This is a genomic window from Polaromonas sp. P1_A2, from assembly GCF_056406895.1.
Genome location: NZ_JBFTZI010000003.1, coordinates 524,638 through 547,329 on the forward strand (window position 1 = coordinate 524,638; position 22,692 = coordinate 547,329).

The window sequence follows — 22,692 nt, forward strand, 5'->3', positions numbered from 1 at the left end:
ACCCCCCATGAAACCTTTGTTCAACCAAGTTTTGCCTGCTCGTAATTAAAGGTAATTTTGGTGAATTCATTCGGGAATGAAGATAATAAGCCATGCAAATTGGAGCGGCAATTTACCCGGGGCTTATCTGCATCGCGCTGGCGCTGCCGGCCTTGCCCGCCCTGGGCCAGGACAGCGCACCCGCTCCCGTGGCCGATCTCGAACCCCCGCCCCCGCCCGTGGTGGCGCCCGTGCTGTACGCCTATGCCACGCTGGCAAGCACCCGCAGCGTCGAGCAAAGCTGCTGGCAGGTGCTGATTCCCGAACGCCAATACCTGGTGCGCCAGGAAAACGCCAAGCCCTGGCTGCTGCGCAACGCCGTGCCCCTGATAGGCGCGGCCATGGGCGGATTCACGGGCGGTTTCCTGCTCAAGCGCCATGCCTCGGCCGCCGTCTACAAGCGCTGGGCCGTGCCGGTCATCGTCGGCAGCGCCGGCGCCGGCTTTGTGCTGGGCCCGGGCGGCGTGACCGGCGCCGTCGTGGGCGGCGCCATCGGCGACAAGCTCGGCAAGCACAAACCCGCCCCCATCGCCGTCGGCATGATAGGCGGCGCGCTGGCCGGCAAGGCGCTGTGGGACATGGTGTTTCCGCCCGCCGTGCCGCCCGAACCCGGCAACGGGCCCGACGACGACATCCCGGTGGAGGTCTTTCTGCGCGACCAGCAGTGCGGCACGCGGCTGCAGACCGCGCACAGCCAGTCGGTCTACCGCGTCGGCTACCGCTTCAACGACGAGGAGCGCGTCGCCGAACTGCCCTACGACCCGGGCGAAGCCCTGCTGGTCAGTGCCAGCGGCGAGGTCACCGGCCCAGCGCGCAAGCGGCTCGACTGAGAGCGGCTCTCCTGAACCCGGAAGAACCCGCTGGTTCACACCAGCCTCAGGAGGGTGGCTTCCGCATCCGTTTCCTCGGCATAGGGCATAAAAAGAATCGAGTCGGGGCAACCCTTGACCTTGACGAAGTAGGACGTGTTGTCATCGACCTGGTTGCGCACCGCCCATGCGGTGTATTCATTCCCCCCGACTTCCAGCTTCATGCCCTCCTGCGCAAACTCCAGCGTGGTTTTTTCCGGCAGCATGGCCTTGGGGCCCACGGCCTGGAACTGGATCTCGGCGGCGCCGCCCGTCACGCCGAAGACCACGCCCGACCAGACGCCGGCCACCGGGCCTATCTCGAACCACTGGCCCAGGCGCTCGTTGCCCAGCACGTCGAGCCGGAATTCGGCCGGCGCTGGCTTGGGCGGCACATTGGCCTTGGCCACGATCTTGGCGGGCCAGCTTGCGCCCGACTCGAGCAGCACTTCGGCCTGCGCCATCAGCGGCGGCAGCGCGGCCTGCTCCGGTGGGGGCGAATTCCAGAGCGTGAGCATGGGAAAGCCGCCGCGCGCGCTGCGCAGCGCCGAGGCCATCAGCGACAGGCCATAGCGCACCGAGGGTTTTTTGATCTCGTCCGCGTCGGCCAGCACCAGCCAGGCGTCGGCCTTGGCCTCGAGCAAGGCCTCCAGCGCGACGCGCCAGGCCATCTTGTCGGGCTGGTCCACCCAGAAATGGCCCTTGCATTGCAGGCCGTAACGTTTGAGCACCGCGGTCACGGCGGCCACGCGGGGCTGGTCTTCCTTGAGGGCGGTGATCCAGACGGTTTTCATTCTCTTGTCCTTTGCTTGCAGGCAGTCAGCCCATGATCATGACAATCGCCTGGCTGGGCGCCAGCACCGCGCCCACCCCATTGCCGGCATTCTGCTTGGTGGGGTCGCCAAGCTTGACGGCCGGGTTGCCCTCCAGCTTGACCTTCATGCTGCCCATGATGAACTCGGTCTCCCCCATCATCTTTCCCGACACCACACCGCCGGCCACGCCCCCCTGGTCGCCGTTGCTCATCGGGATCTTTGACGCCTTGGTCAGCGCCGGCATGCCGCCTATCAAGACCTTCATGGTGCAGGGATTGCCCATCATGGGCATGGCGATGTTCGGGTAGGGAATGGGAACCGGCGGCGCGGGCGGCGCGGGCGTCTTGCAGACGTCGGGCATGGCCATGCACTGGCCGTTCTGTTTGGTGACTGCGAACATGTTTGTTGTCCTTTTCGGCCGGCTCAGCCGAGGTCGATTTTTTCGGCGTCTATCTTGACCTGGCCTTCGGCGACCACGCTGGCGTGGCGCGACTTCAGGTGAAAGCGCTCGGCCACCTGCAGGCGCATGCGGCCGGCGCGGGACTCGTCGAGATTTTCCGTCCAGCGAAAGCTGTTGGTCGCCTTCTGCACCAGGCGGCCCACGGTGGAGGTGACGGCCTGCGCGACCGTGCGCACGCTGCCCAGGCTGGCGCTGAGCTCGCCGACCGTCGACACGAGGCGGTTGAACTTCAGCTCCCCTTGCGCCGCCGTCACATCAAGCTGCGGCGCCTTCATGGACACGCTGCGCGAGCCTTCCAGGCCGATGTCGCTGGCGAAAAAGGCCAGCGCGCCCGCATCGGCGCGTATGCGCGCGCCGCCCGGCAGCGCCAGCACGCCATGCTGCGCATCGGCACGCGAGAGCACGGCCAGGATGTAGGGCACGCAGGTCAGGCCCACGGCAACGCCCTGGCACACCAGCACGGTGTCGCCGCATTCGGGCTCGACCAGGCAGCTCTCGGCGCGCAGCGCGCGGTCGGCACCGGCGGTGCCGGGGGCTGTACCCAGAAAAAACCATTTGTCGGCCCGGCCGGTCACGACGGCGGCCATCAGGCCGGGGACGGTTTGCGGCAGGGGGGAAGCGGAAGGCAGGGAAGCATTGGACATGGCGTTCTCTTTCTCAAAAAAGTTCAGGCGGCTTGCCAGCGCTCGGCGCGCAAAAGTTTCTCATCGGTCTCACGTGCGCCGCTACGGTTGGCGCCGTCCCAGCGCGTGCCCTTGTCGAGCATGGCGTGCAGGTTGGCGTGGCTCATATCCGCGCGGCTGAAGTCGGCGTTGGACAGGTCGGCATGCGACAGGTCGCAGTACACCAGGCCCGCGCCGGCAAAGCTGGCATCGGCGGCCTTGATGCGCTGCATCACCGACATGTGCCAGCGTGAGCCGTCGCAGCGCGCGCCGCTGAAGTCGGCGTCGCTGGCGTCGGCCATCTCAAAAACCGCGGCACCCAGGTTGGCGCCCGCCAGGCTGGCCCCCATCAAGGCTGTGTAGGTGCCCTGCACACCGGCGAGCTGGGCTTTTTGCAGCTGGGCGCCCATGAAGCTGGTCCGGTCCAGCGCCAGTCCCGAAAAATCGGCGGCCTGGAGATTGCAGCCGTTGAGGATGGCCATGGTCAGGTCGCACCCGGTGAAGCGCTGGCCCTCCAGGTTGCAATCCTTCAAATAGGCCTGCACCAGTTGTGTCCGTTCAAAACGCACGCTGCGCAGGTCGGCAGCCATCGCCACCCAGCGTGTGAGGTCGGCGCCCGTGAAGTCGGTGCCGGCCAGCGTGCAGCCGTCGCACGCCGCCTTGAAAAACTTCGCGCCGGCAAATTGCGCGGCGCTGAGGTTGGCGGCATCCAGCGATGCGTGGCTGAAATCGGCGCCCTTGGCCTTGGCGCCGCTCATGTCGGCCTTCGCCCAGCTCGCGTGCGAGGCATTGGCCGCCTCCAGCCTGGCGCCCGCCAGGGCCGTGTCCTGCATCTGGGTGGCCGACAAGTCGGCGCCCGAGAGGTTCGCCCCCGAGAGGTCGCAGCCTTGCCAGACACTGCCGGCGAGCTTGCTTCCCGACAGGTCGGCGTTGGCCAGCCGCACCTTCTCCAGGTGGCAGCCGGTGAAATCCACACCCGACAGATCGGCGCCCGACAGGTCGGCGCCGGCCAGGTGGCGGCCTTGGGCCAGCCGGGCCAGCGCGTCTTTTACATCCATGGTGTTTCCCCTGCTGCGGCCATTCAAACCACCGGCTTTCTGACCAGGAGAATGGTCTGGTCGATGTTGGAGCCTTCCAGGCTGGCGATGGTCGGCGTGGTGTCATAAAAGTCCACGCCGTAGAGGTTGGCCTTGCGCAGCAGCGCGCGTTCGGTCGTGGCCTTGCGCAGCGAGCCCTTGTGCAGGTTCACGCCGGTGAAGTCGGCGCCGCTCAGGTCGGCCTTGTCAAAGCGAGCGCCCTTGGCCGATGCGCGGCCGAAGTTGGCGCCCGCCGCCTGGGTGCCGCTGAAGTCGGCGTTGTCGAGCACGGCGCCGCCGAAAGCCGCGCCGGCCAGCATGGCGCCGCCCCAGGCGGCACGCTCAAGCTGGGCACCCGGCAGTTGCGCCCCGGCAAACTGGCTGCCGCCATCGGCACGCGAGGCGCGCAGGCTGGCGCCGGCGAAGTTTGCGCCGCTCGCGTCGGCCCGCTGAAAATCGGCGTTGTCGCCGTTCGCGCCGGCAAAACTCGCCTTGCCCACCTTGGCGCCAGCGAAAGCGGCGCTCGTCAGGGTGGCGCGGGCAAAGTCCGCGCCGGCCAGGTCGCCGTCGGCAAAACTGGTGCGCAAAGCCGTGCAGCCCGCGGCTTTCAGGCCGGCCATTTTGGCGCCGTCAAAGACCGCATCGCTGAGTTTGGCGCCTGCCACGCTGGCCGCGGAAAAGTCGGCGCCGGTGAAGTCGGCCTGCGACAGGTCGCTGCCGTCCAGGCGCGCCTGCTTGAACATCGCCTGGCCCGCGCCGGCACCGGCCAGCTTGGCCCCCTGCAGGTCCGCCTCGCTGAAATCGCCGCCTTGCAGCAGGGCCTGGCTGAAGTCGGCGCCGGCCAGCTTGCTGCCCGCGAAACTGGTGCTTTCGAGCAAGGCGCCCGAAAAATCGGCGGCGGCGAGGTCCAGCGCCGAAAGGTCCAGCCCCGAAAGGTCGTACGAGGCAAAGCCCTTGCCGGCCGCATGGCGCGCCACCACTTCCTCGCGCGTCAGTTTTTGCGCCACGGCAGCCGCTGTCTCGGGCATTTTTGGCATCTCGGGCAGGGAGGGCAGCTTCACGGGCGCCGACGCGGACTTGACCGCCGCACCCGCGGCGGCGAGCGCCGCAAACACCGGGCCGGTGTTCGCAGGCCCATGGATGCTGCCGGCGCCTGGCGCGGCAAGCTCCGGCCGGGCATCGAGCTGCTTTTGCACGTCCTGCTCGGTGATACCGCTCTTGCGCATCGCGTCCCGCGTCTGCGCTTCAAGGTCCTTGACGGCACCTTCCAGCTCCGCAATATCTCCCGAAGGAGGCGTCGAAGGCGGCGGTGTCGCGGCGGCAATGTCGGCGTCGCTGATGTTGTGCTGTTTCATCAGCTCGCGGACCTCGCCTTGCAGGTCCTGGGCCATTTTCTCGACCTCGGCGAGCGAAGGGGCCGGCCCTTCGACCGGCGGCTGCAGGTGGGGAGCCATGTCGGCTTCGGTGATGCCGTGCTGGCGCATCAGGTCACGCACCTGGCGCTCCAGCGCCACGGCCTCTTCCCTGACCTGCACCAGCGCCGGGTCCATCGCGGGCATGGCCACGGCAGGCACGGCCACGGCCCCAAGGGCCGGCATGGCGGCGGCCGCTGCCGCGGCAGGCGCGGCCGCTTGCGGTACTTCGGCAGGCGGCGCAAGTTCCGCCGGGACCGCGGCCTGGGGGGCCAGCTGCTTGAGGAACATGTCGTGGTAATGCGCCAGCGGCAGCGGCGCGCTGCGCAGGTCTTCCCAATCGGCCAACAAATGCAGCACATCGTCGGCGTCTTCGTCGGCCACGGTGGCCAGCGCGCGGAACAGCACGATGCCGCAGCCCTGCCCCGGAAACAGCCAGACGGTTTCGGCGCGCGCCGTGACTTCGACGAACTCTTCACCACCGGCCGCGCGCCGGTTGATGAAGCAGCGCGCACGGACCTGCGGCAGGGCCGAGCTGAGCACGGCGCGTTGCGGATGCATGTTGTGGACCACGATTTTTTCATCGCCGCGGAAGAAGCCGGCCAGGCGCTGGTCGGGTGGCGCCACGTTGAAATAGGCAGGCTGGGTGTCGTCGGGCAGGTGCGGCCAGGTTTTTGCGAGCCAGGCGTCGTTGAAACTGCCGAGCTGCCGCTTGCGCAGCGGCGAATCGGGCGGCAGCGACCAGAAACCGGCGGCGGGCGCTTCATCACCGGGGCGCAGCACGAGCTTGGCCATGTGCTCCACATTCGGCAAGGGCAGGCCCTCGCTGCCGTCGGCGTTCTTCAGTTTGACCAAACCCTTGCCCAAAGGGTTGTCCAGGGAAGCCGGGCCGCCAAAAGCCGTCTGCGGGCTGATCGCCATCTGCGTGAACGGTTTCGGCGTGCTGGCGATGCCCAGCGCGTTGAAATGCCGGTCGCCGCTGACACGCAGCGTTTTGGACAGGCTGCCGAGCTGCACGCTGACGGCCACCTCGGGCGCGGCCACGCCCGAAGGCGCATGCGCGGCGCCGAACACCAGGAACTCGCCGGCCGGCTTGGGCAGGCCCTCGTCCATGATGGCGTCGCTGCCTATCGCCTCGGCCGCGACTTGCCACATCTGGGCTTCGGGCAGCAACGCCGCGCCCGGCGTTTCGTCGAGCGCGAAGAAGGCCATCATGCCCACTGAAAGCTGGTTCTGGCGCGCAAAGCGGATGCCGCGATGCAGCAGGCCCAGCGAGTCTGGTTTGAAAACTTTCATGGCTGTGCGCTCAACCCAGCTGGATCAAGGTGCCGGTCACCGCCACCCGCGCAGGGGTGACAAACAGGCTGGCGCCAGGCGAGGACAGCCCGCATCCATTGGCGCCCATGGTGAGCGAGGAACCGCTGGCATTGGCCTTCAGGTGCGTAGGGGTCAAATCCATCGTGACGGCCGGAGAGCCTGTCAAAGTCGCGCCGCCGACCACCTTGAGTTCCAGCTTTGCGGCGCCCGATGTGGCGGTCATCCCGGCAGCGGCAAGCTTGACGCTGCCGCCAGCAGGCTGCGTCAGGCTGATCTCGCCGGCCGGATTCAAGGTGGCCAGTGTGCCTGCCGCCGATGTCAGGTCCAGCGAGGTAGGAAGTGTTGTGATGTTGGTCGTCAGATTGATGCCGGAGCCCTTGACTTCAATTGCCGCGCCAACGGTATTGGAGGGAAAGGTAGGCCCAATCCCACCCGCGGGATTGGGATTCGGAAGACCTGCATTGATGGTGACACTGTCGGTAGACAGATACACCCGGCCCTGCGAGGTTTGCGTGAACGGTATCGCCGTGAGTTCGATGCCCTGGTTGTTGAGCTTCATTTGGCTGGTGTAAGCCGCTTTCGGCTTGGTCAATTCAGCCAGTGAAGTCGCCAGGCTGGACAGCACCCGGTTGACCGTGACCGCGGTGCCGACACCGGACGCAATACCCAGGCCCCGCGCCGCCCAATGACCACCGCTGGTGTCGTTAAAGGCAAGTTTGCCCTTGTCGTCCATTTTCGAGGCGCGGTTCATGGCCACACCCGCGGCCACAGCGCTGGCCAGGTTAAAACCCACGGTCAGGGCCAAGGCCGTCTTGATGGTGGTCTTTGCCGAAGCCACGGCCGCCGACAGCAAGGCCGCCTGCCCGCCGGAAATTTCCACACCCTCGTTGCCCTGCAGGCGCGCCACGTCCTTCAGGGAAATGCTTTCCGAGTCGTCCAGGCTGATGCTGCGGCCGAATTTCCAGGACATGTCAGCGCCATAGGACATGGCCGTGCTGGTGCCCACGGTGATCTTGTTGGCGATCGAGGCCGCCACCGAGTTGTCCACCGACAGCCCGATGGAGTTGTTAAAGCCCAGCTTGATCGCATTGCTGGTACCCACGGTGATGCTCTCGGAGCTGCCGCCGGTGGACGCAAAAATACCCGGATATTCCTTGGTGCCGCCGGAATCCGCTTTGTCACCTTTATCGCCCTTATCACCTTTGGCGCCGGTCGCACCAGTAGCGCCAGTGGCGCCAGTAGCGCCAGTAGCGCCGGTGGCACCCGTCGCGCCGGCGGCACCCGTGTCGCCCTTGGCGCCCGCGGCGCCATCCTTGCCGTCTTTCCCGTCCTTGCCCACGGTGCTGCGGCGGCCTTCCGGATTGCCGATCACCAGCGCGCTGTTGTTGAACGGCGAGGTGATGTAGACCACCTCCTTGCCCTGGGTGTCATCCATCAGGATCTGGTTGCCGCCGGCGGTCGTGACCAGGCTCTGCGCCGGGTTCTTGTTGTTCACCATGCTCGGGTTTTCCGAGTTGGGCACCGCGTTGACGATCACCGGCTGGTCGGGGTCGCCGTCCACAAAGGAAAGCAGGACTTCCGCGCCCTTGTGCAGGGGGAAATGGATGCCGTGGCCGTGGCCCGCGTACGGGGTGGCCATGCGTATGCGCGCCGATCCCTTGTTCGGGCCCTTGCCGGTGCGGCTGAAGGGCAGCTGCACCTTGTACTGGCCGAGTTCGTCCATCTCGGCATACTGGCCGCTGCCCTCGGCGTCAACGATCGCGCTGATCGTGCCGGCCACATGCGGCCGGATCATGGAGCGCTTGGGGCGGAACTGCACGTCGGCCGGGATGGCGCGGAACTTCGAGCTGTAGCGGGTTTCGCCCGCCGCGTCCTCGTAAGCCGTCTTGATGCCGGCCAGCAGCACGCCGGCCTGCGAGCCCTGGTGCTCGATCTCGGTGACCAGGTATTTGCCGTTGAAGTCGCTGCGGTAGTGCCCGGCCATGCGGATGAAATAACCGCTGCGTATGCCGGTGGCGGTGGCGCTGCCGGTGAAGATTTTTCCCTCGCAGAGGATTTCCTGGGCCCGCAGCTTGGCGTAACGCAGGCCTTCATCCTGCGTGAGGAAGTTTTCGCCGTACAGCATCACGTCGCCCATGCCGGCGTCCGACACCGGCGCGGACTGCTTGAGCGGGACCGCGGCGTTCAGGTAGTTAAAGCCCTGCAGCACCACCTGTTTCGGCAGGGGTTTTTGCCGGCAGGCGAAATCCTGCACCGAGTCCTTGGCTTCGCCGCTGGCGAGGTTCTCGACCGGCCGGTAGGTCACCGCGCGCACGTCCGCGGGCTGCTTGATCGAGGCGTCGACCAGCAGCAGTTTTTCCTTGTCGCCGCTGTGGTCGAAGCAGTAGTAGATGCCTTCCTTTTCCATCCAGCGCGTGATGAAGTCCAGGTTGGTTTCCTGGTACTGGCAAACGAAGTCGCGCTCGCGGTACTCCCCGGCCAGGCCCTTCTGGTAGTCGGCGGAAGACAGCCCGCTGTCCTTGAGCACCGTCTCGAGAATGTCCGGAATGCGCTGGCCGTCCAGGTGGACGTCGGAGGTGCGGAACTGGCCCAGGCGATGCAGGCGCGGCGCCAGCACGGCGCGGTAGAACACCAGGTCGCCCACCTGGTGCAGCTGGTCGAATTCGGCGATGACGCCGTGGTAGGGCGTGGCCATGTCCTGGTCGCGCGAAAAAATCGTGAAGGTCGCCGGGTTCGACAGCATCTTGTCGAACTCGATGCCGGCGTCGTTGGACAGCAGCGTGAGCTCGAACGAAAAGTTCTGCGAGATCGCCTCGAAGCCCTTCATGTTGACGACCGCGAAGGTGTCGTCGGCAAATCCGCCGGACTTGAAGGCGAAGCGTTTGTTCGCCGCTGTCAGGTTTTTATCAAGCGAAGTCATAAATTCCCTCTTTTTTCTTTCTGCCTTGCGTCAGTCAGGCCGCGGCGGCAAGGGGCGCGTCGGAAAACACGACCGTGAAGCCGGCGTCGGCATCCAGGCCCAGCGCGACCTCGCCGGCCTGCACGCCGGTGCTCATGCGCGCCAGGATTTCCTGGGACATCAGGGGCATGATGGTGCTGCGCAGGATGAAGTCGACGTTGCGCGCGCCGGTCTCGACCTCGGTGCAGCGCGCGGCGATCTGCGCGACCACCGCGTCGCTGTAGGTAAAGCGCATCTTGTTGTTGTGCGCCAGGCGCTTGACGATCTTGTCCAGCTTGAGCCGCACGATGCCGGCCAGCGCGTCCTGCGCCAGCGTGAAGTAAGGAATCACCGTCATGCGCGCCAGCAGCGCCGGCTTGAAGTGCGCCGACAGGATGGGCCGGATCGCCGAGAGCAAGGTCGCGGCGTCGGGCTTGTCCTCGCCGGCCGTCATTTCGGTGATGACGTCGGTGGCCAGGTTGGAGGTCAGGAAGATCACCGTGTTGGAAAAATCGATGTCCTTGCCTTCGCCGTCGGAGAGCATGCCCTTGTCGAAGACCTGGTAGAACAGGTTGAGCACATCAAGGTGGGCTTTTTCGACCTCGTCGAGCAGCACCACCGAATACGGGCGCTGGCGCACCGCCTCGGTCAGCACGCCGCCCTCGCCGTAGCCCACATAGCCGGGGGGCGAGCCTATCAGTCGGCTGACGTTGTGCTTTTCCTGGAACTCGCTCATGTTGACGATGACGGTGGACTTTTCGTCGCCGAACAGGATGTCGGCCACCGACAGCGCGGTCTCGGTCTTGCCGACGCCCGAGGGGCCGGCCAGCAGGAACACGCCCAGCGGCTGCTGCGGGTCGCGCAGGCCGGACTTGGCGGTCTTGAGCACTTCGGCGATCTGGTGCATGGCGTGGTCCTGGCCGCGTATGCGGCCGCACAGCACGGACTCCATGCGCATGACGCTCTCGGCCTGGTCGCGCAGCATCTTGCCGACCGGAATGCCGGTCCAGTCCGACACCACCTTGGCGACCACGTCCGGGTCCACGTCGACGCGCACCAGCGGGTTGGTGCCCTGCGCCGTCTCGAAGGCCTTGCCGGCCTCGGCGACTTTTTGCGACAGCGCCTCGAGTTCGGCCGGCGTGGCATTCGCGGCCTTGGCGGCCAGGCTGGCGGCGCGCGCGGCCAGCAGCGCGTCGGCCGCGCCTTTTTGTTTGTCCCACTCGGCCTTGAGCACCTCGGCCTCGGCGGCCAGCGTGGCCACCAGGCCGGCGATGGCGTCCAGGCGCTCGCCGTCGACCGGCTGGTGGTTGTCGCGGTCGCGCTCCAGGCCGCGCTGCTCGCGCGCCAGGGCCTGCATCTGGCGTTCCTTGTCCTCGAGCACGTCGGGCTTGGCGCTTTGCAGCACCTTGACGCGCGCGCAGGCGGTGTCCAGCAGGTCCACGGCCTTGTCGGGCAGCTGGCGGCCGGTGATGTAGCGGCTGGAGAGCTCGGCCGCCGCGACGATGGCGTCGTCGCGCATCACGACGCGGTGCACGTCCTCGTATTTTTCCTTCAGGCCGCGCAGGATGATGACGGCGGTGGCAAGGTCGGGCTCGTCGAGCTTGACAGGCTGGAAGCGGCGGGCCAGCGCCGGGTCTTTTTCGAAATACTTTTTGTACTCGGCCCAGGTGGTGGCGGCGATGGTGCGCAGCTCGCCGCGCGCCAGCGCCGGTTTGAGCAGGTTGGCCGCGTCGGAGGTGCCGGCCTGGCCGCCCGCGCCTATCAGCGTGTGGGCTTCGTCGATGAACAGGATGATGGGTTTGGCCGAGCCCTTGACCTCGGTGATCACGCCCTTGAGTCGGTTCTCGAACTCGCCCTTGACGCTGGCGCCGGCCTGCAGCAGGCCCATGTCCAGGCCCAGGATGGTCACGTCCTTGAGCGAATCGGGCACGTCGCCGTCGACGATGCGCAGCGCCAGGCCTTCGACCACCGCGGTCTTGCCGACGCCGGGGTCGCCGACGCAGATCGGGTTGTTCTTGCGGCGCCGCGCCAGGATGTCCACCATCTGGCGGATTTCCTTGTCGCGCCCGAACACCGGGTCTATCTTGCCGTTGCGCGCCTTGTCGGTGAAGTTTTCGCAAAAGCGCGCGATGGCGCTGCCTTCGCCGCCGGCCGCCGCCTGGCCGCCGGGCGTGCCGCCTTCCGCGGCGCCCGGGGTTTCCTCAATCGAGGCGCCGCAGGTCGCGCCGAAGCCGCTCAGCAGGCTCTCGCGGTTGAGCGCGCGCAGCGGCTCGGCGTAGTCGCCGGTGGCGTAGTAGCTGGCGCGCGCCAGGAAGGCCAGCAGCACGGCGCCGGAGCGTATGCGGGCCTCGCCGAGGTTGACCGAGGCGATCAGCCAGGCGTCCTGCATGAGCTCGAGCAGCAGCGGCGAGAAGGCCGGCTTGCCGGCGTTGCCGGTGCGCATGTCCTCCAGGGCGCGGTCTATGCCGCGCTTGACCAGCGCCGCGTCCACGCCGTTCTGGCGCAGCAGCAGCGCGACGTCGGCCTGCACGTTGTCAAACAGCTTGACCAGCAGGTGTTCGACGGTGATCTCATAGTGGCTGCGCGAGACGCACAGGCCCACGCCGTCTTCCAGCGCCTGCTTGGTGAAGGCATTGAGGCGTCCGACCAGGGGTTTTAGTTCGACCAGCAGCATGATGTTTCTCTTTCTTGCGGTGTATGAAGAAGGGATGCCGAAAATTAAAGGGTGAACTGCACGCGGGTGGGCTGGCGCACGCGCTCGGGTGTGAGCCAGGTGTCCAGCCCCAGGCGCGTCCAGTTGGTGGCGGCCGATTCCGGCGCGGCATCAAGCACGTCCAGCGTGCGCGCAGCGCGGGCGTCCTCGTGCCGCAGCTCGAGCACGATGCGCACCTCCAGCGGGTCAATCAGGTAAAAACGCACCAGGAACTCCAGCCGCTCATGGCCGGGCGTGCCGGGCAGCAGCTGGTGGAAGGAGTCCTCGGGCAGGTCGCTCAGGGTGATGGTGATGCTGCCGCTGTAGTCGTCGATCTGGCTGCCCAGGTAAGTCGTCTCGCCGAGCTCATGGGCCTGCTGGCCCAGGCGCAGGCGCTGGTCGGCCGGGATGGGCACGTGCTGCAGCGTGCAGCACTCGACCCAGACCTTGGCCGGCCTGAAGGCATCGGCCAGCAGGGTATGCAGGCCCGAGGCCGAGCGCGGGTGCATGTTGAAGAGGCCGGCGTAGCGCAGCAGCCCGTCGGCGGCGGGCAGGCCCGCGCGCAAGTCGCCGTCGCGCAGGCCGATGAAGGCATAGAGCTGGTCCAGCACGCCGGCATCGCCGTCTTCCACCACGCGGTCCTGCAGCCGGTGCTTGCGCCAGGCGTCGAACAGCAGCGGGTACATCGCATGGTGGATGACGTCCAGGAAGTCGCGCGTGGCGTGGCGGCCTTCGCGTTCTTCCTCGAACAGGTCTTCGGTGTAATACGTGGGCAGCGGCGAGGCCACGCCGTAGAGGCCGAAGAAGTTGGCCGTGATGCGGTAGCCGCCGGCGTCGCGCGGCTCTATGCGCTCGATGTCGTTTTCGGGAAAGCCCAGGCTCAGCCGCGGCCGTATGCGCAGGCTGTCGGTGGGCATGCCGCGCGCCTTGCCGAACAGGCGCAGCAGGCGTATGGCCTGGAAGTAGGAGAACCTCTCGCCGTGGGCGAGGAGTTGCTCCTCTACAGCAGCGGCTGCTGACCCAATCTTGGCGGCCATTTGAAGACTGCTCCTGTGAAAGCGTCTTCAAGCTCGACGCGGGTGTAGGAATTGATGCCGGCGTAGTCCCCGATGAAACGGTCCAGGACGCAGCCGAACAAATACATGTCGCCGATGCCGGCGAAAAAATCGAGCCGGCACTTGATGCGGATCTGCTGGCCGCGCAGCAGGCTGCCGCGCCCGACCAGCCGCGTCTCGGGCGTGGCGGTGACTTCCTGGATGCCGTCGATGCGCCGGCGGTTGGCGGTTTCCGGGCCCTGCTCCTGGCGCTCGGAAAACACATAGAGGTTCAGCAGCTCGCGCAGGTTTTCGGCGCTGGCGACGGACAGGAAGTTCAGCGAGACATGCGAAATCAGGCGCCAGAGCAAGGCCTCGCCCGAGGGCGGGTTCAGCGGCGCGGTCATGGGCCGGATGTTGCGAAAGCTCATGCGGTCGGGGGAACTGCTGGTGGGCCGGCTCAGGTCGCCGAGCTTGAGGCTTTCCGGCAGCTGGCGGTTGGTGCAGGTGATGCGCACCGACAGGGTCTCGGGCAGGGGCAGGTCGCCCGGCGGGTAGGCCACCGACAGGAAAACCTCGCTGCCCCGCCCCACCGTGGCCTGGCGCAGCGTGGTGCGGTAGCTCAGGGTGTTGCTGCCGTCATGGCGCAGCATGCCGAAGGGCACGTAGCTGCGCTCGCGCGAAGCCCCCTGCTGGTAGCCGACGACCTGGTCCACCGAGTAGATCTGGTAGTGCTGGCGGTTCGCGGCCTCGGGCATGAGGCGGTATTCGCTGGCGCGGTGCTCGTGGTTGACCGGGTCGGCCGCGTGCTCGAACAGGTTGACCACGGGCACGATGTTGAGCATGAAGCTGTCGCCGCGTATCTCCGGCATCCAGTCGGGGATCTGGTCCAGCAGCACGGAGACCTCGAACAAGGGGCCGCTGCCGCCGGCCAGCGCCCTGTCCAGGCCCACGATGTCGATGAAGAGGAATTTCTCGGGCAGGACAAAAAATTCCTGCAGGCTGCGGTAGCCCTGGAAGGCATGGCTGGGATAAGGCAGCAGCTCGCTGTCGAAGCCGGCCTGGCGCAGGGCCTTGGGGCCGAGTTCGGCCACCGTGCCGTCGCCGCGCGTCAGGCTCACCGCCTTGACGTGGTTGGCCAGCAGCAGCAGCAGCTTGGAGGCCTCGGTGTAGCCGCCGCCCAGGAAAAGGCGCAGCGAGGGCGTGGTCCATTGCGCGACGTCCAGCCCGCCTTGCAGCGCGAACTTCAGGACCAGCCGCGGCGCCTGGCCGGCGCCGCTGGCCAGGCGCGCGCTTTCGAGCGCGACCGGATGGACCTGCAGCTCGGTGCAGGTGCGAAAGCGGCAGGGCGTGCCGTCCACCGGCACGGAATCGATCTTGGTGCCGGCGGCGACGCGCACGCTTTCGGCCAGCATGCCCTTGGGCTCGAAGCTGACCAGGGTGCTGGCGGGAATCGGGCGCAGGTAGTGGGGGAACAGCAGGTTGGCCAGCTCCTGCACGAACTCGGGGAATTCGTCGTCCAGCTTCTGGCGCGTCAGGCCCGTGAGGAAAGCGACGCCTTCGAGCAGGCGCTCCACGTCGGGGTCGGCCGAGGAACCGGCCAGCATGGGCGCCAGCGCGGGGTTGGCCTGCGAGAACTCGACGGCCAGTCCCTTGAGCTTGTTCAATTCATCTTCATAGTACCGATTGAACATGGGGTTCTTTCACTCGCTCGGGGGACTGTTAAAGGGCCGTTGAAATCAGTTGATGTTGACCTTGCCGTTTGCGCCAACCGTGGTGGAGAGCTGAAGCGGAATCTCGCGGTCATCCACTTCAAGCCGGCCTTCCAGCGCGAACCGGATGGACAGCACGTCGGTAGACTCCCGGCTCATCACCACGCGGGGCGACTTGATGCGGGGTTCGTACTTCAGCACCATGCGGCGGATCTCTTCTTCAATATCGCCGGTGGAACCCGCGGTGAGCCCGCCGGCGATATTGGTGAAGTCGGGCACGCCGAAGAGGGGATCGAGCTGCACGCTGCCTTGCCGGGTATTGAGCAGGCGAAGAAGGTGGTTGGTGACCGACCGGACAAGAATATCGACCTGCGTCTGGTTGGTGCGTTGTCCACCATCTTCCCAGGCCGCTATTCTTTCCAGCAGTCGCCGCTCCTTCACCGTTGTTGTCTCTCTACTCAGCCGGGTCGGCGTGCCGCTTGCCCGTCATTACTTCGGAGCGAGCCAGGAATCTTCTGCCTCGATGCCGTCCGGCTCGAAGGTCCAGGTGATCTTCTCGTAGGTGAAGGAGATGTCTTCCATGTGGCCCATCTGCTTGTTGTCGGGGTTCAGGCAGTTGGGCGTCCAGGACCTGGCGTTGGTCAGGATGGCCGAGGACAGCTTGACCGTGTAGTACTTTTCTTCCGTGCCCTTGGGGGAGATACGGTAGAACTCCAGGCTCACGCTCTTGAGCTGCTCGCCCGAGGTCAGGGCCTGGAACAGCTTGGGCGAAGCCTTGTCGATTTCCTTGGTGACCGTCATGGGGCAGTGCACGCGCTTGCCGGTGGGCAGGCCGGTCTGCGGGCTCTTGGGGATCTCGATGACGTGGTCCACGGCTTGCACGAGGATCTTGCCTTCGTGGCCCTTGACCTTGACGGAGCCTTCGATCTTCCCTTGTTTTTCGCCTTCGAGGATGAGGTAGCATGGCATTGGCATGATGATTTCCTTTAAGTTGGTACTGTCGTAAAACTGTTTCAGATTCGCTCAAGGCCCCCGCAACAATCAGCGGGGCTTGAACCTCTTTACCACCCCGCCCCTTGGCTACCCGGGTGATCTGCACATCTCTTAAACATCTGCTCTGTGCATGACCTGTATTCTGGAAGGCCCCTGTTTCGGGTCCATGTCAGAAGCCAGGCGGCAAAGTTACAACCGAAATACAGGCGTTTCCCCCTCGGGAAACCGCCCGCCCGGCGTCACTTTTTCTCGAGCTTCCCAACGAGAGACAGGCTGAAGGACGCGCCCATGTACTTGAAGTGCGGACGAACCTTGAGGTCGACGCGGTACCAGCCTGGATCGCCTTCGACGTCAGCCACGGTGATCTCCGCCTGGCGCAGGGGCCTGCGGCTGCGCACGCCCTCGCCCGGGTTGTCCATGTCGGCCACGTACTGGCGTATCCACATGTTCAACTCGCTTTCGAGGTCGGCACGCTCTTTCCAGGTGCCGATGTTCTCGCGCTGGATCACCTTGATGTAGTGGGCCAGGCGGCTCACCACGAACATGTAAGGCAGCTGGGTGCTGAGCTTGTAGTTGAGCTCGGCTTCCTTGCCTTCCTTGCTGTTGCCGAAGAACTTGGGCTTTTGCGCCGAGTTGGCTGAGAAGAAGGCCGCGTTGTCGCTGTTCTTGCGCATGGTGAGCGCGATGAAGCCCTGCTCGGCGAGCTCGAACTCGCGGCGCTCGGAGATCAGCACCTCGGCGGGGATCTTGTTCTGCAGCTCGCCCATGGACTCGTAGGTGTAGACCGGCAGGTCTTCCACCGCGCCGCCGCCCTGCGGGCCGATGACGTTGGCGCACCAGCGGTAGTCGGCGAAGCTGCCGGTCAGGCGCGAGGCGAAGGCGAAGGCCGCGTTGCCCCAGAGGAAGCTGTTGTTGCCGCCGGAGACGTCTTCCTTGTAGTTGAACTTCTTGGTCGGCACCGTGTCGGCGCTGTAGGGCACGCGCAGCAGGAAGTGCGGCAGCGTCAGGCCCACGTAGCGCGCGTCCTCGGTCTCGCGGAAGGCGTTCCACTTGACGAACTGCGGGCCCTCGAAGACCGAGGCCAGGTCCTTGAGGTTGGGCAGCTGTTCATAGGACTCGACGCCGAAGAACTCGGGCGCGGTGGCGGCGATGAAGGGCGCATGGCCCATGGCCGCGACGCTGGCCATGTACTGCAGCAGCTTGATGTCCTGGCCGCCGGGGCCGAACTCGTAGTTGCCGATCATGGCGCCGAAGGGCTGGCCGCCGAACTGGCCGTATTCGGCCGTGTAGAGGTTTTTGTAGAGGCCGGACTTGGTGATGTCGGCCGCGTCCTGGAAGTCGTCGAGCAGCTTGCTCTTGCTCACGCTGAGCATCTGGATCTTGACGTTCTCGCGGAAGTTGGTGCGGTCGACCAGGAATTTCAGCGAGCGCCAGGCCGATTCCAGCTTCTGGTAGTCGGGATGGTGCAGGATGGAGTCGACCTGCGCGCAGAGCTTTTTGTCCAGGTCGGCGATCATGTCGTCGACCGTGGCCTGCGTGACGCGCTCGACCGAACGCTGGGGCTCCAGCAGCTGCGAGACAAAGGCCTGGATGCCGTGGCGGGTGATGGAATAGGCGTCGTCGCCCTGCTTGATGCGCGCGGAGTTGACCAGCTGGTCGAGCAGCGAGCCGCCCGCGTCTTCGGCCGCGCCTGGCGCCGCTTCTGTTTGCTTGTTGGTTTCAGCCATGATGGTTCCTTCGGTGCGGTTCTTTTATTGGTCTTTGACGCCGAGTTCGGACATCAGCCGCGCGCGCACGCCTTCGTCCTGCACCAGCTCCTGGACCTTCTTGCGGAAGTCCGGAATGTTGCCCAGCGGCCCTTTGAGCGCCTTCAGGGCGTCGCGCAACTCGATCATCTGCTTGAGCTCGGGCACCTTGTCGACGATGGCGTCGGGCGAGAAGTCGTTGATCGAGCTGAAGTCGATGTTCATGGCCAGCACCGCGTCCTTGTCGGCCTTGGGATCCAGCTTGTTGGGCACCGACATGCTCAGCGACAGCTTTTGCGCCTTCAGGACTTCGTTGAAGTTGTCCTTGTCGATGTTGATCGGCTTCATTTCCTCCAGCGGCGTCTCGTCTTCACGCAAGGTGTAGTCGCCCATGACCAGCAGCTTGAGCGGCAGCTCAACCTCGGCCTTGGCGTCCCCCGTGGCGGGACGATAAACAATATTGACACGCTCTTTTGGTGCTACTGACCCATCGGTTGCCATGGTGGTTTCCTTCGATTCGTGAGGGTTGAGTGGAGGTCACAGCTGTTAAACACCTGTAACAAGTCGAAAACGATAGTACTCGATATCCTTTGATTTAAACAGCCATGTTTCAGCCGTAATACGGGGGGAAAGCAGGGGGCGTGGGCCGCGAAAAGCATGCGGCAAAATGAGCCGGGCCGAGCCATATACCTGTAGCACGTTTGTGCGACAAAAATCATCGGCACCACGGCATAGCGATGCGAGGCGCCACAGTGTCCCGCCTTGCCCGCCGGCGGGGCATAGGAACAACCCTAGGCCGCGGCGCTGCAAGCGCCGCGATGGAAATATTTGCCGGCGCGCGGCGCGGCAAAACCGCAACACCGCAACACCGCGCGCTGCGGCGCGCCGCGGCGCAACCCCTCAGTTGAAGGTGACGCCGGCCCAGCGCACCCGGCCCAGCACCGCGAAGTCGCGGTCGGCCGACTCGTGGCCCTGGATGTCGAAAGGCTCGTAGGCCGGGTTGTAGCTGCTGACCCGCAGGATTTTTCCGGGCAGGCGCTGCAGCCTTTTCATCAGCAGCGCGCCGTCCAGCCGTATCAGGTGCACGCCCTCGGTCAGCGCATCGCGGTCGCGCAGGTCCGCCAGCACCGCATCCCTGGCATGCAGCCACGGCTCCATGGACGCGCCCACCACGCCGAACATCGCCAGGTCGTCGTGCGCGATGCCCAGGTCGTAGCGTATGAACTGCGCATCGAAAGGCCGCATGGCCAGCACCGAGTCGGCGTCGGTGAAGGCGGCTCCCTCCGCCTGCTCGCGCAGGTCGAACAGCGGGACGTAGATCAGCTCATCGAGCTGTACCGCGCGCACGCCGTGGGGCACAGCCGCGGACCGGCCCGCGTCCTGCGCCTGGCCGCCCAGCAGCTGCGTCGGCGTGGTGTTGTATTCGCGGGCCAGCACTTCCAGCTCGAAGGCATCGGGCAGGCTGTCGCCGCGCTCGACGTTCCAGATGGTGTTGCGGTGGACACCGACCGCTGCCGCCACGTCGTTGATCTCGCGGGCGCCGCGCGCGGCCCGGCAGCGCTGGCCGAACTGCTGCATAAAAACATTGCGCGCCTCGGTCCTGACGGTTTTGACCTCCTCCTTGCTGGCGGCCGCCGCGGCGTGGTAGCGGTACCAGGCCACCGGCTCATCCGCCTTGACGGGCGACACCGAGGCCAGGGGATAGGGCTGGTTGGCGTTCTGCGCGCCAGGCGCTTTTTCCGTAGGCGCCTGGTCGGAAGGTGCCGCGTCTTTTGTGCTCATGAACACTATTTTGTGTCAATGAACACAGACATGCAAACCTCAACCCCCTTGATTTACCCAATATGCATAAAAATATAAGCAATACTCATAACTATGGGCCCGTCCGCGCTTGACTTCAGGCCTTGCAAGCTCAAAATAGTGGACATGAGCATAAATAAAACAACAATCTCACAGGAAGATATGCACCCCGCCGACGTCATTGCTGCCTTGCGCAAGCGCGGCACCAGCCTTCGCAAGATCGCCCACGACAACGGCTACAGCCACATCCAGCGCGTGCTCACCAGCCCCTGGCTGGCGGCCGAACAGCTGGTGGCCAAAGCCTTGGATACCACGCCCCAGGCCTTGTGGCCCTCCCGCTACCGCGACCCCGCGGCAAGAACCCTGGCTTTCCGGCAAACCCGCAAGATCACGGTGACCATGCCCGGCGCCCGCGACAGAGCGGCGGCGCCTGGGGCGCCGGCCGGCGGCCGGCCCAGCCGCACCCGCAAGCCCTGACATCAAAGGAAGCCCCATGCTGCTTTCCAGCAAGGACATCAAGCTGCGCATCTACCTGCGCACCCGTGAAGACGAGCTGGTTCTGGTTGAGCTGGAGCGGGAAGACCTCGAAAAAGCCGCCATCGGCAAGACCCAGTTCGCCGAAGAGCAGCTTCATCCCATCCGGCTGCTGCATTTCGAGCTGGCCTGAGGGCGCGCGGCCACCCCCGGGGCCTCAGAGTGCGCCGGGATGCGAGTCGTACTCGCCGTGGTCTATGTACTTGATCTGCATGCCAGCCCGGGCCAGCTCGGCGATGCGCGAAGCGACACGCCGGTAGAACTCGCCCGCATCCGCCAAGGGTCCTATGGTTTGATTGAAGGTCATGTCCTGACCGGCTTCCTTGAGGATGTATTCCCCCGATGGCTGAAGCTTCACCTTGAGCAGCGCGAGCATCTTTGTTGTCCTCCTTGATTGGCCATGGCGTCCGCCCCCACTGCGGCGGGGAGGCACCAGATTGCTCAGTGCCCACTTTAGACCTCAAGGCGGGTCAGGCTCTGTAGGAAAACACCTTCTTTGGCCTAACCGGCACGATCATCACGGGAAAAGCTGGTACTTAGGACTTATTCAGCGCCATAAGCCGACAGTCGCGACCCTGGCTTCTTATCGCAAATCCCCATGCCCGGTCGCCCCCCGGTCCAGCGGATCCACCACCACTTCGTAGATTTCATTGATGCGCCAGACCGGGCTTTCATAGGCGGCCTGACCCCGCACCTTGACCAGAAAGGAACTGCCGCGCTCCCGGGCCTCCAGTGTCAGCTCGCACGAAAAATCGATGCTCCCGGCATCCGTCGAGATCGCGCTGACCAGTTCATGGCCCGCCAGCGAGAGCCGGTGCTCGCAACCCCGCGGCAACAACTGCTCCACCTCATAGGTCCGCATCACGATGGCCGCGATGCGGCCTATCAGCTCAGCCACGACGGAATCGGGATTGGAAACCATCAGGGGATGCATTTTGGGCATTCTCCTACAAGGCCCAAAGAAACGAGAAGCTATATTCATCTGGCGGCTTGTCATGAGCCGCTCCCTCCCTCGCTGGCCTTGCCAGCTTCCACGCCCGGTTTGTCCCGGGCTTTTTTTTGCCATGGGGACTTGTGAGCGCGCGTGCCAGCCGACACGGACCCGATGCCGGCGGCAGATGGCCGCGACGTCCTGCAACAATAGGCAATGACAAAAAAAGCAATCCCCGCCTGGACCTGGCTGGCCGCCGCAGCCATTTTGTTTCCCTTGTTTATCCAGCTCTCCCGCGGCATTTACCGCGACCTGGACCCGATCTACGACTCACGCGGCATCCTGGGGTCGCTGCCCCTGCCGATCTCCATCGCGGCCTGCGTGGCCGGCATCCTCGCGCATGCGCGCAGCCTTGGCACGGCAAGGCCGGCCATGGCCTTCATCGCCGCCTTTGTGGGCGCCATGGCGGCATCCTTCGCCTTTGCGCAGGGCACACCGGACGGCCAGACGGCAAAGCTGCTGTACGCCGCGCAAACCCTGCTGCCCACCATGGGTTTCATGCTCGGGCTGTTTCTGGCCGCCGAGCGCAAAACGATTGCCAGTGCCTTTTTCTGGGTGCTGCTGGTGCTCTTGCCCTTGCAACTGCTGGCCGGGTGGCTCCAGGGCGGCTTGATGCTGACGAATTATTTGTATGTCTTCAGCATTTACCAGCACATCCAGTTCGTGCCCATCGTTCTGGCCGTGGCATTCGGCTTTGTCATGGTGCACCAGTGGGAGCGCCAAAAAAACCTGATGCGCGTCCTGGCGGCCGTCACCGGGATTTATGTGCTCGCCAGCGGCGCTTTTCTGGCCATCGGCTTTTACGCAGGATTCCTGTTGCTGTTTTTCGGCGTGGCGGTACTGAAGCGCTCGCACGGCCATGCGAAAGGCCTTCTGGCCATCGCCGCCGGCATCGCGGCGGCAGTGCTCCTGGGCAGCCTGTACTACGGCAAGGTCAAGGGCGATACGGACCGGTTCGGCAACGCCAATACCTACGTGCAAAAGTTCCGGGACGTGGCAGAGGGGAAGCTGCCCGGCAACATGGCCCAGCGCCTCAGCGACTGGAAGCTCTACGGCGGCTGGATCAGCGAAAGCCCGCGCAGCCTGCTGTTCGGCCACACCAAGCCACCCTCGCGCGAGGTCATCACGAGCGCGCACAACTGGTACCTGGACCTCGTCTACAACCTTGGCCTGGTCGGGCTGCTGCCCGTGGCGGCCCTCATAGCATTGACCGCGCGCAAGCTCTGGCAGCAGCGAAGATCCCTGCCCGCTGAAATCTGGTGGCTGGCGGGCATGGCCGCCTTCATGGTGCTGGTCGACAGCAATTTCAAAGTGACGCTCAGGCAACCCTATCCCGGCATATTCGCCTATTTCCTGTGGGGCTTGCTGTTTGCGCATTTGCGGGGCGCTGATGATGCCCGGCGCAAGGCCCAAGCCACCTGAACCACCGGAAACGAAAAAGCCCCGATTTACGGGGCTTTTAAGGCATTTCTCAGACCAACCTGGGTTGTTCCGGATGCAAATTTGGCGGAGAGGGTGGGATTCGAACCCACGGTACCTTGCGGTACGCCTGATTTCGAGTCAGGTACATTCGGCCACTCTGCCACCTCTCCAAGAGTGAACCCGCAATTCTAGCAGGCCCTGG

General features: G+C 65.2%; 20 protein-coding genes and 1 tRNA gene. 4 read left to right on the forward strand and 17 right to left on the reverse strand.

Annotated elements, in window-relative coordinates; translation table 11 throughout:
* The first annotated feature begins 92 nt into the window (after window positions 1-92).
* Window positions 93-869 carry a hypothetical protein gene (locus AC1D09_RS14500; RefSeq protein ID WP_477664103.1) on the forward strand — a complete coding sequence of 259 codons (777 nt, stop codon included), beginning with the start codon at window positions 93-95 and terminating at the stop codon, window positions 867-869.
* 35 nt (window positions 870-904) lie between these two features.
* On the opposite strand, the gene AC1D09_RS14505 is transcribed toward AC1D09_RS14500, so the two are convergent.
* The 14 genes from AC1D09_RS14505 to AC1D09_RS14570 all read right to left on the reverse strand — a co-directional run bounded on the left by AC1D09_RS14505 (window position 905) and on the right by AC1D09_RS14570 (window position 19,525).
* Window positions 905-1,681: a hypothetical protein gene (locus AC1D09_RS14505; protein WP_477664104.1), complete on the reverse strand. Its 777-nt coding sequence runs from the start codon at window positions 1,679-1,681 to the stop codon at window positions 905-907.
* Between the two features lie 25 nt (window positions 1,682-1,706).
* A complete protein-coding gene (locus AC1D09_RS14510; protein WP_007863891.1) occupies window positions 1,707-2,102 on the reverse strand; it encodes a PAAR-like domain-containing protein in 396 nt (131 codons plus the stop codon).
* A gap of 23 nt (window positions 2,103-2,125) precedes the next feature.
* Window positions 2,126-2,806: a DUF3540 domain-containing protein gene (locus AC1D09_RS14515; RefSeq protein WP_477664105.1), complete on the reverse strand. Its 681-nt coding sequence runs from the start codon at window positions 2,804-2,806 to the stop codon at window positions 2,126-2,128.
* A gap of 23 nt (window positions 2,807-2,829) precedes the next feature.
* Window positions 2,830-3,882 carry a pentapeptide repeat-containing protein gene (locus AC1D09_RS14520; protein ID WP_477664106.1) on the reverse strand — a complete coding sequence of 351 codons (1,053 nt, stop codon included), beginning with the start codon at window positions 3,880-3,882 and terminating at the stop codon, window positions 2,830-2,832.
* Window positions 3,883-3,905: 23 nt separating this feature from the next.
* Window positions 3,906-6,608 carry a DUF2169 family type VI secretion system accessory protein gene (locus AC1D09_RS14525; protein WP_477664107.1) on the reverse strand — a complete coding sequence of 901 codons (2,703 nt, stop codon included), beginning with the start codon at window positions 6,606-6,608 and terminating at the stop codon, window positions 3,906-3,908.
* A 10-nt stretch (window positions 6,609-6,618) separates the two neighbouring features.
* A complete protein-coding gene (locus AC1D09_RS14530; protein ID WP_477701111.1) occupies window positions 6,619-9,549 on the reverse strand; it encodes a type VI secretion system Vgr family protein in 2,931 nt (976 codons plus the stop codon).
* 34 nt (window positions 9,550-9,583) lie between these two features.
* Window positions 9,584-12,241, reverse strand: a complete 2,658-nt coding sequence (gene tssH, locus AC1D09_RS14535; protein WP_477664109.1) for a type VI secretion system ATPase TssH — start codon at window positions 12,239-12,241, stop codon at window positions 9,584-9,586.
* A gap of 44 nt (window positions 12,242-12,285) precedes the next feature.
* Window positions 12,286-13,296: a type VI secretion system baseplate subunit TssG gene (tssG, locus tag AC1D09_RS14540; protein WP_477664110.1), complete on the reverse strand. Its 1,011-nt coding sequence runs from the start codon at window positions 13,294-13,296 to the stop codon at window positions 12,286-12,288.
* A complete protein-coding gene (gene tssF, locus AC1D09_RS14545) occupies window positions 13,260-14,987 on the reverse strand; it encodes a type VI secretion system baseplate subunit TssF (protein WP_477664111.1) in 1,728 nt (575 codons plus the stop codon). Before tssF ends, tssG begins: the two co-directional genes overlap by 37 nt.
* 45 nt (window positions 14,988-15,032) lie before the next feature.
* Window positions 15,033-15,446: a type VI secretion system baseplate subunit TssE gene (gene tssE / locus AC1D09_RS14550; protein ID WP_007873556.1), complete on the reverse strand. Its 414-nt coding sequence runs from the start codon at window positions 15,444-15,446 to the stop codon at window positions 15,033-15,035.
* Window positions 15,447-15,494: 48 nt separating this feature from the next.
* Window positions 15,495-15,980 (reverse strand): Hcp family type VI secretion system effector, encoded by a 486-nt coding sequence (locus tag AC1D09_RS14555; RefSeq protein WP_477664112.1) that lies wholly within the window; start codon window positions 15,978-15,980, stop codon window positions 15,495-15,497.
* A gap of 257 nt (window positions 15,981-16,237) precedes the next feature.
* The gene (gene tssC / locus AC1D09_RS14560) at window positions 16,238-17,725 is read right to left on the reverse strand and encodes a type VI secretion system contractile sheath large subunit (RefSeq protein WP_007873559.1); all 1,488 of its coding nucleotides are present in this window, start codon (window positions 17,723-17,725) and stop codon (window positions 16,238-16,240) included.
* A 24-nt stretch (window positions 17,726-17,749) separates the two neighbouring features.
* Window positions 17,750-18,244, reverse strand: a complete 495-nt coding sequence (tssB, locus tag AC1D09_RS14565; protein ID WP_007873560.1) for a type VI secretion system contractile sheath small subunit — start codon at window positions 18,242-18,244, stop codon at window positions 17,750-17,752.
* 399 nt (window positions 18,245-18,643) lie between these two features.
* Window positions 18,644-19,525 (reverse strand): XRE family transcriptional regulator, encoded by an 882-nt coding sequence (locus AC1D09_RS14570; RefSeq protein WP_477664113.1) that lies wholly within the window; start codon window positions 19,523-19,525, stop codon window positions 18,644-18,646.
* 180 nt (window positions 19,526-19,705) lie between these two features.
* Here AC1D09_RS14570 and AC1D09_RS14575 point away from each other — a divergent pair, with 180 nt between their 5' ends.
* Window positions 19,706-20,020, forward strand: coding sequence for a helix-turn-helix domain-containing protein (locus AC1D09_RS14575; RefSeq protein ID WP_477664114.1), 315 nt, complete (start codon window positions 19,706-19,708; stop codon window positions 20,018-20,020).
* Between the two features lie 16 nt (window positions 20,021-20,036).
* Window positions 20,037-20,210 (forward strand): hypothetical protein, encoded by a 174-nt coding sequence (locus AC1D09_RS14580; RefSeq protein ID WP_175456127.1) that lies wholly within the window; start codon window positions 20,037-20,039, stop codon window positions 20,208-20,210.
* A gap of 24 nt (window positions 20,211-20,234) precedes the next feature.
* Here the strand turns inward: AC1D09_RS14580 and AC1D09_RS14585 are convergent, their stop codons facing one another.
* Both AC1D09_RS14585 and AC1D09_RS14590 read right to left on the reverse strand, forming a co-directional pair.
* Window positions 20,235-20,453 carry a hypothetical protein gene (locus AC1D09_RS14585; RefSeq protein ID WP_074578065.1) on the reverse strand — a complete coding sequence of 73 codons (219 nt, stop codon included), beginning with the start codon at window positions 20,451-20,453 and terminating at the stop codon, window positions 20,235-20,237.
* Between the two features lie 207 nt (window positions 20,454-20,660).
* Window positions 20,661-21,011, reverse strand: a complete 351-nt coding sequence (locus AC1D09_RS14590) for a hypothetical protein (RefSeq protein WP_477664115.1) — start codon at window positions 21,009-21,011, stop codon at window positions 20,661-20,663.
* Between the two features lie 213 nt (window positions 21,012-21,224).
* Between AC1D09_RS14590 and AC1D09_RS14595 the strand changes: the two genes are divergently transcribed.
* On the forward strand, window positions 21,225-22,490 hold the full coding sequence (locus AC1D09_RS14595; protein WP_477664116.1) for a hypothetical protein: 1,266 nt from the start codon (window positions 21,225-21,227) through the stop codon (window positions 22,488-22,490).
* An 82-nt stretch (window positions 22,491-22,572) separates the two neighbouring features.
* Here the strand turns inward: AC1D09_RS14595 and AC1D09_RS14600 are convergent.
* Window positions 22,573-22,660, reverse strand: a tRNA-Ser gene (locus AC1D09_RS14600).
* Window positions 22,661-22,692: the final 32 nt, after the last annotated feature.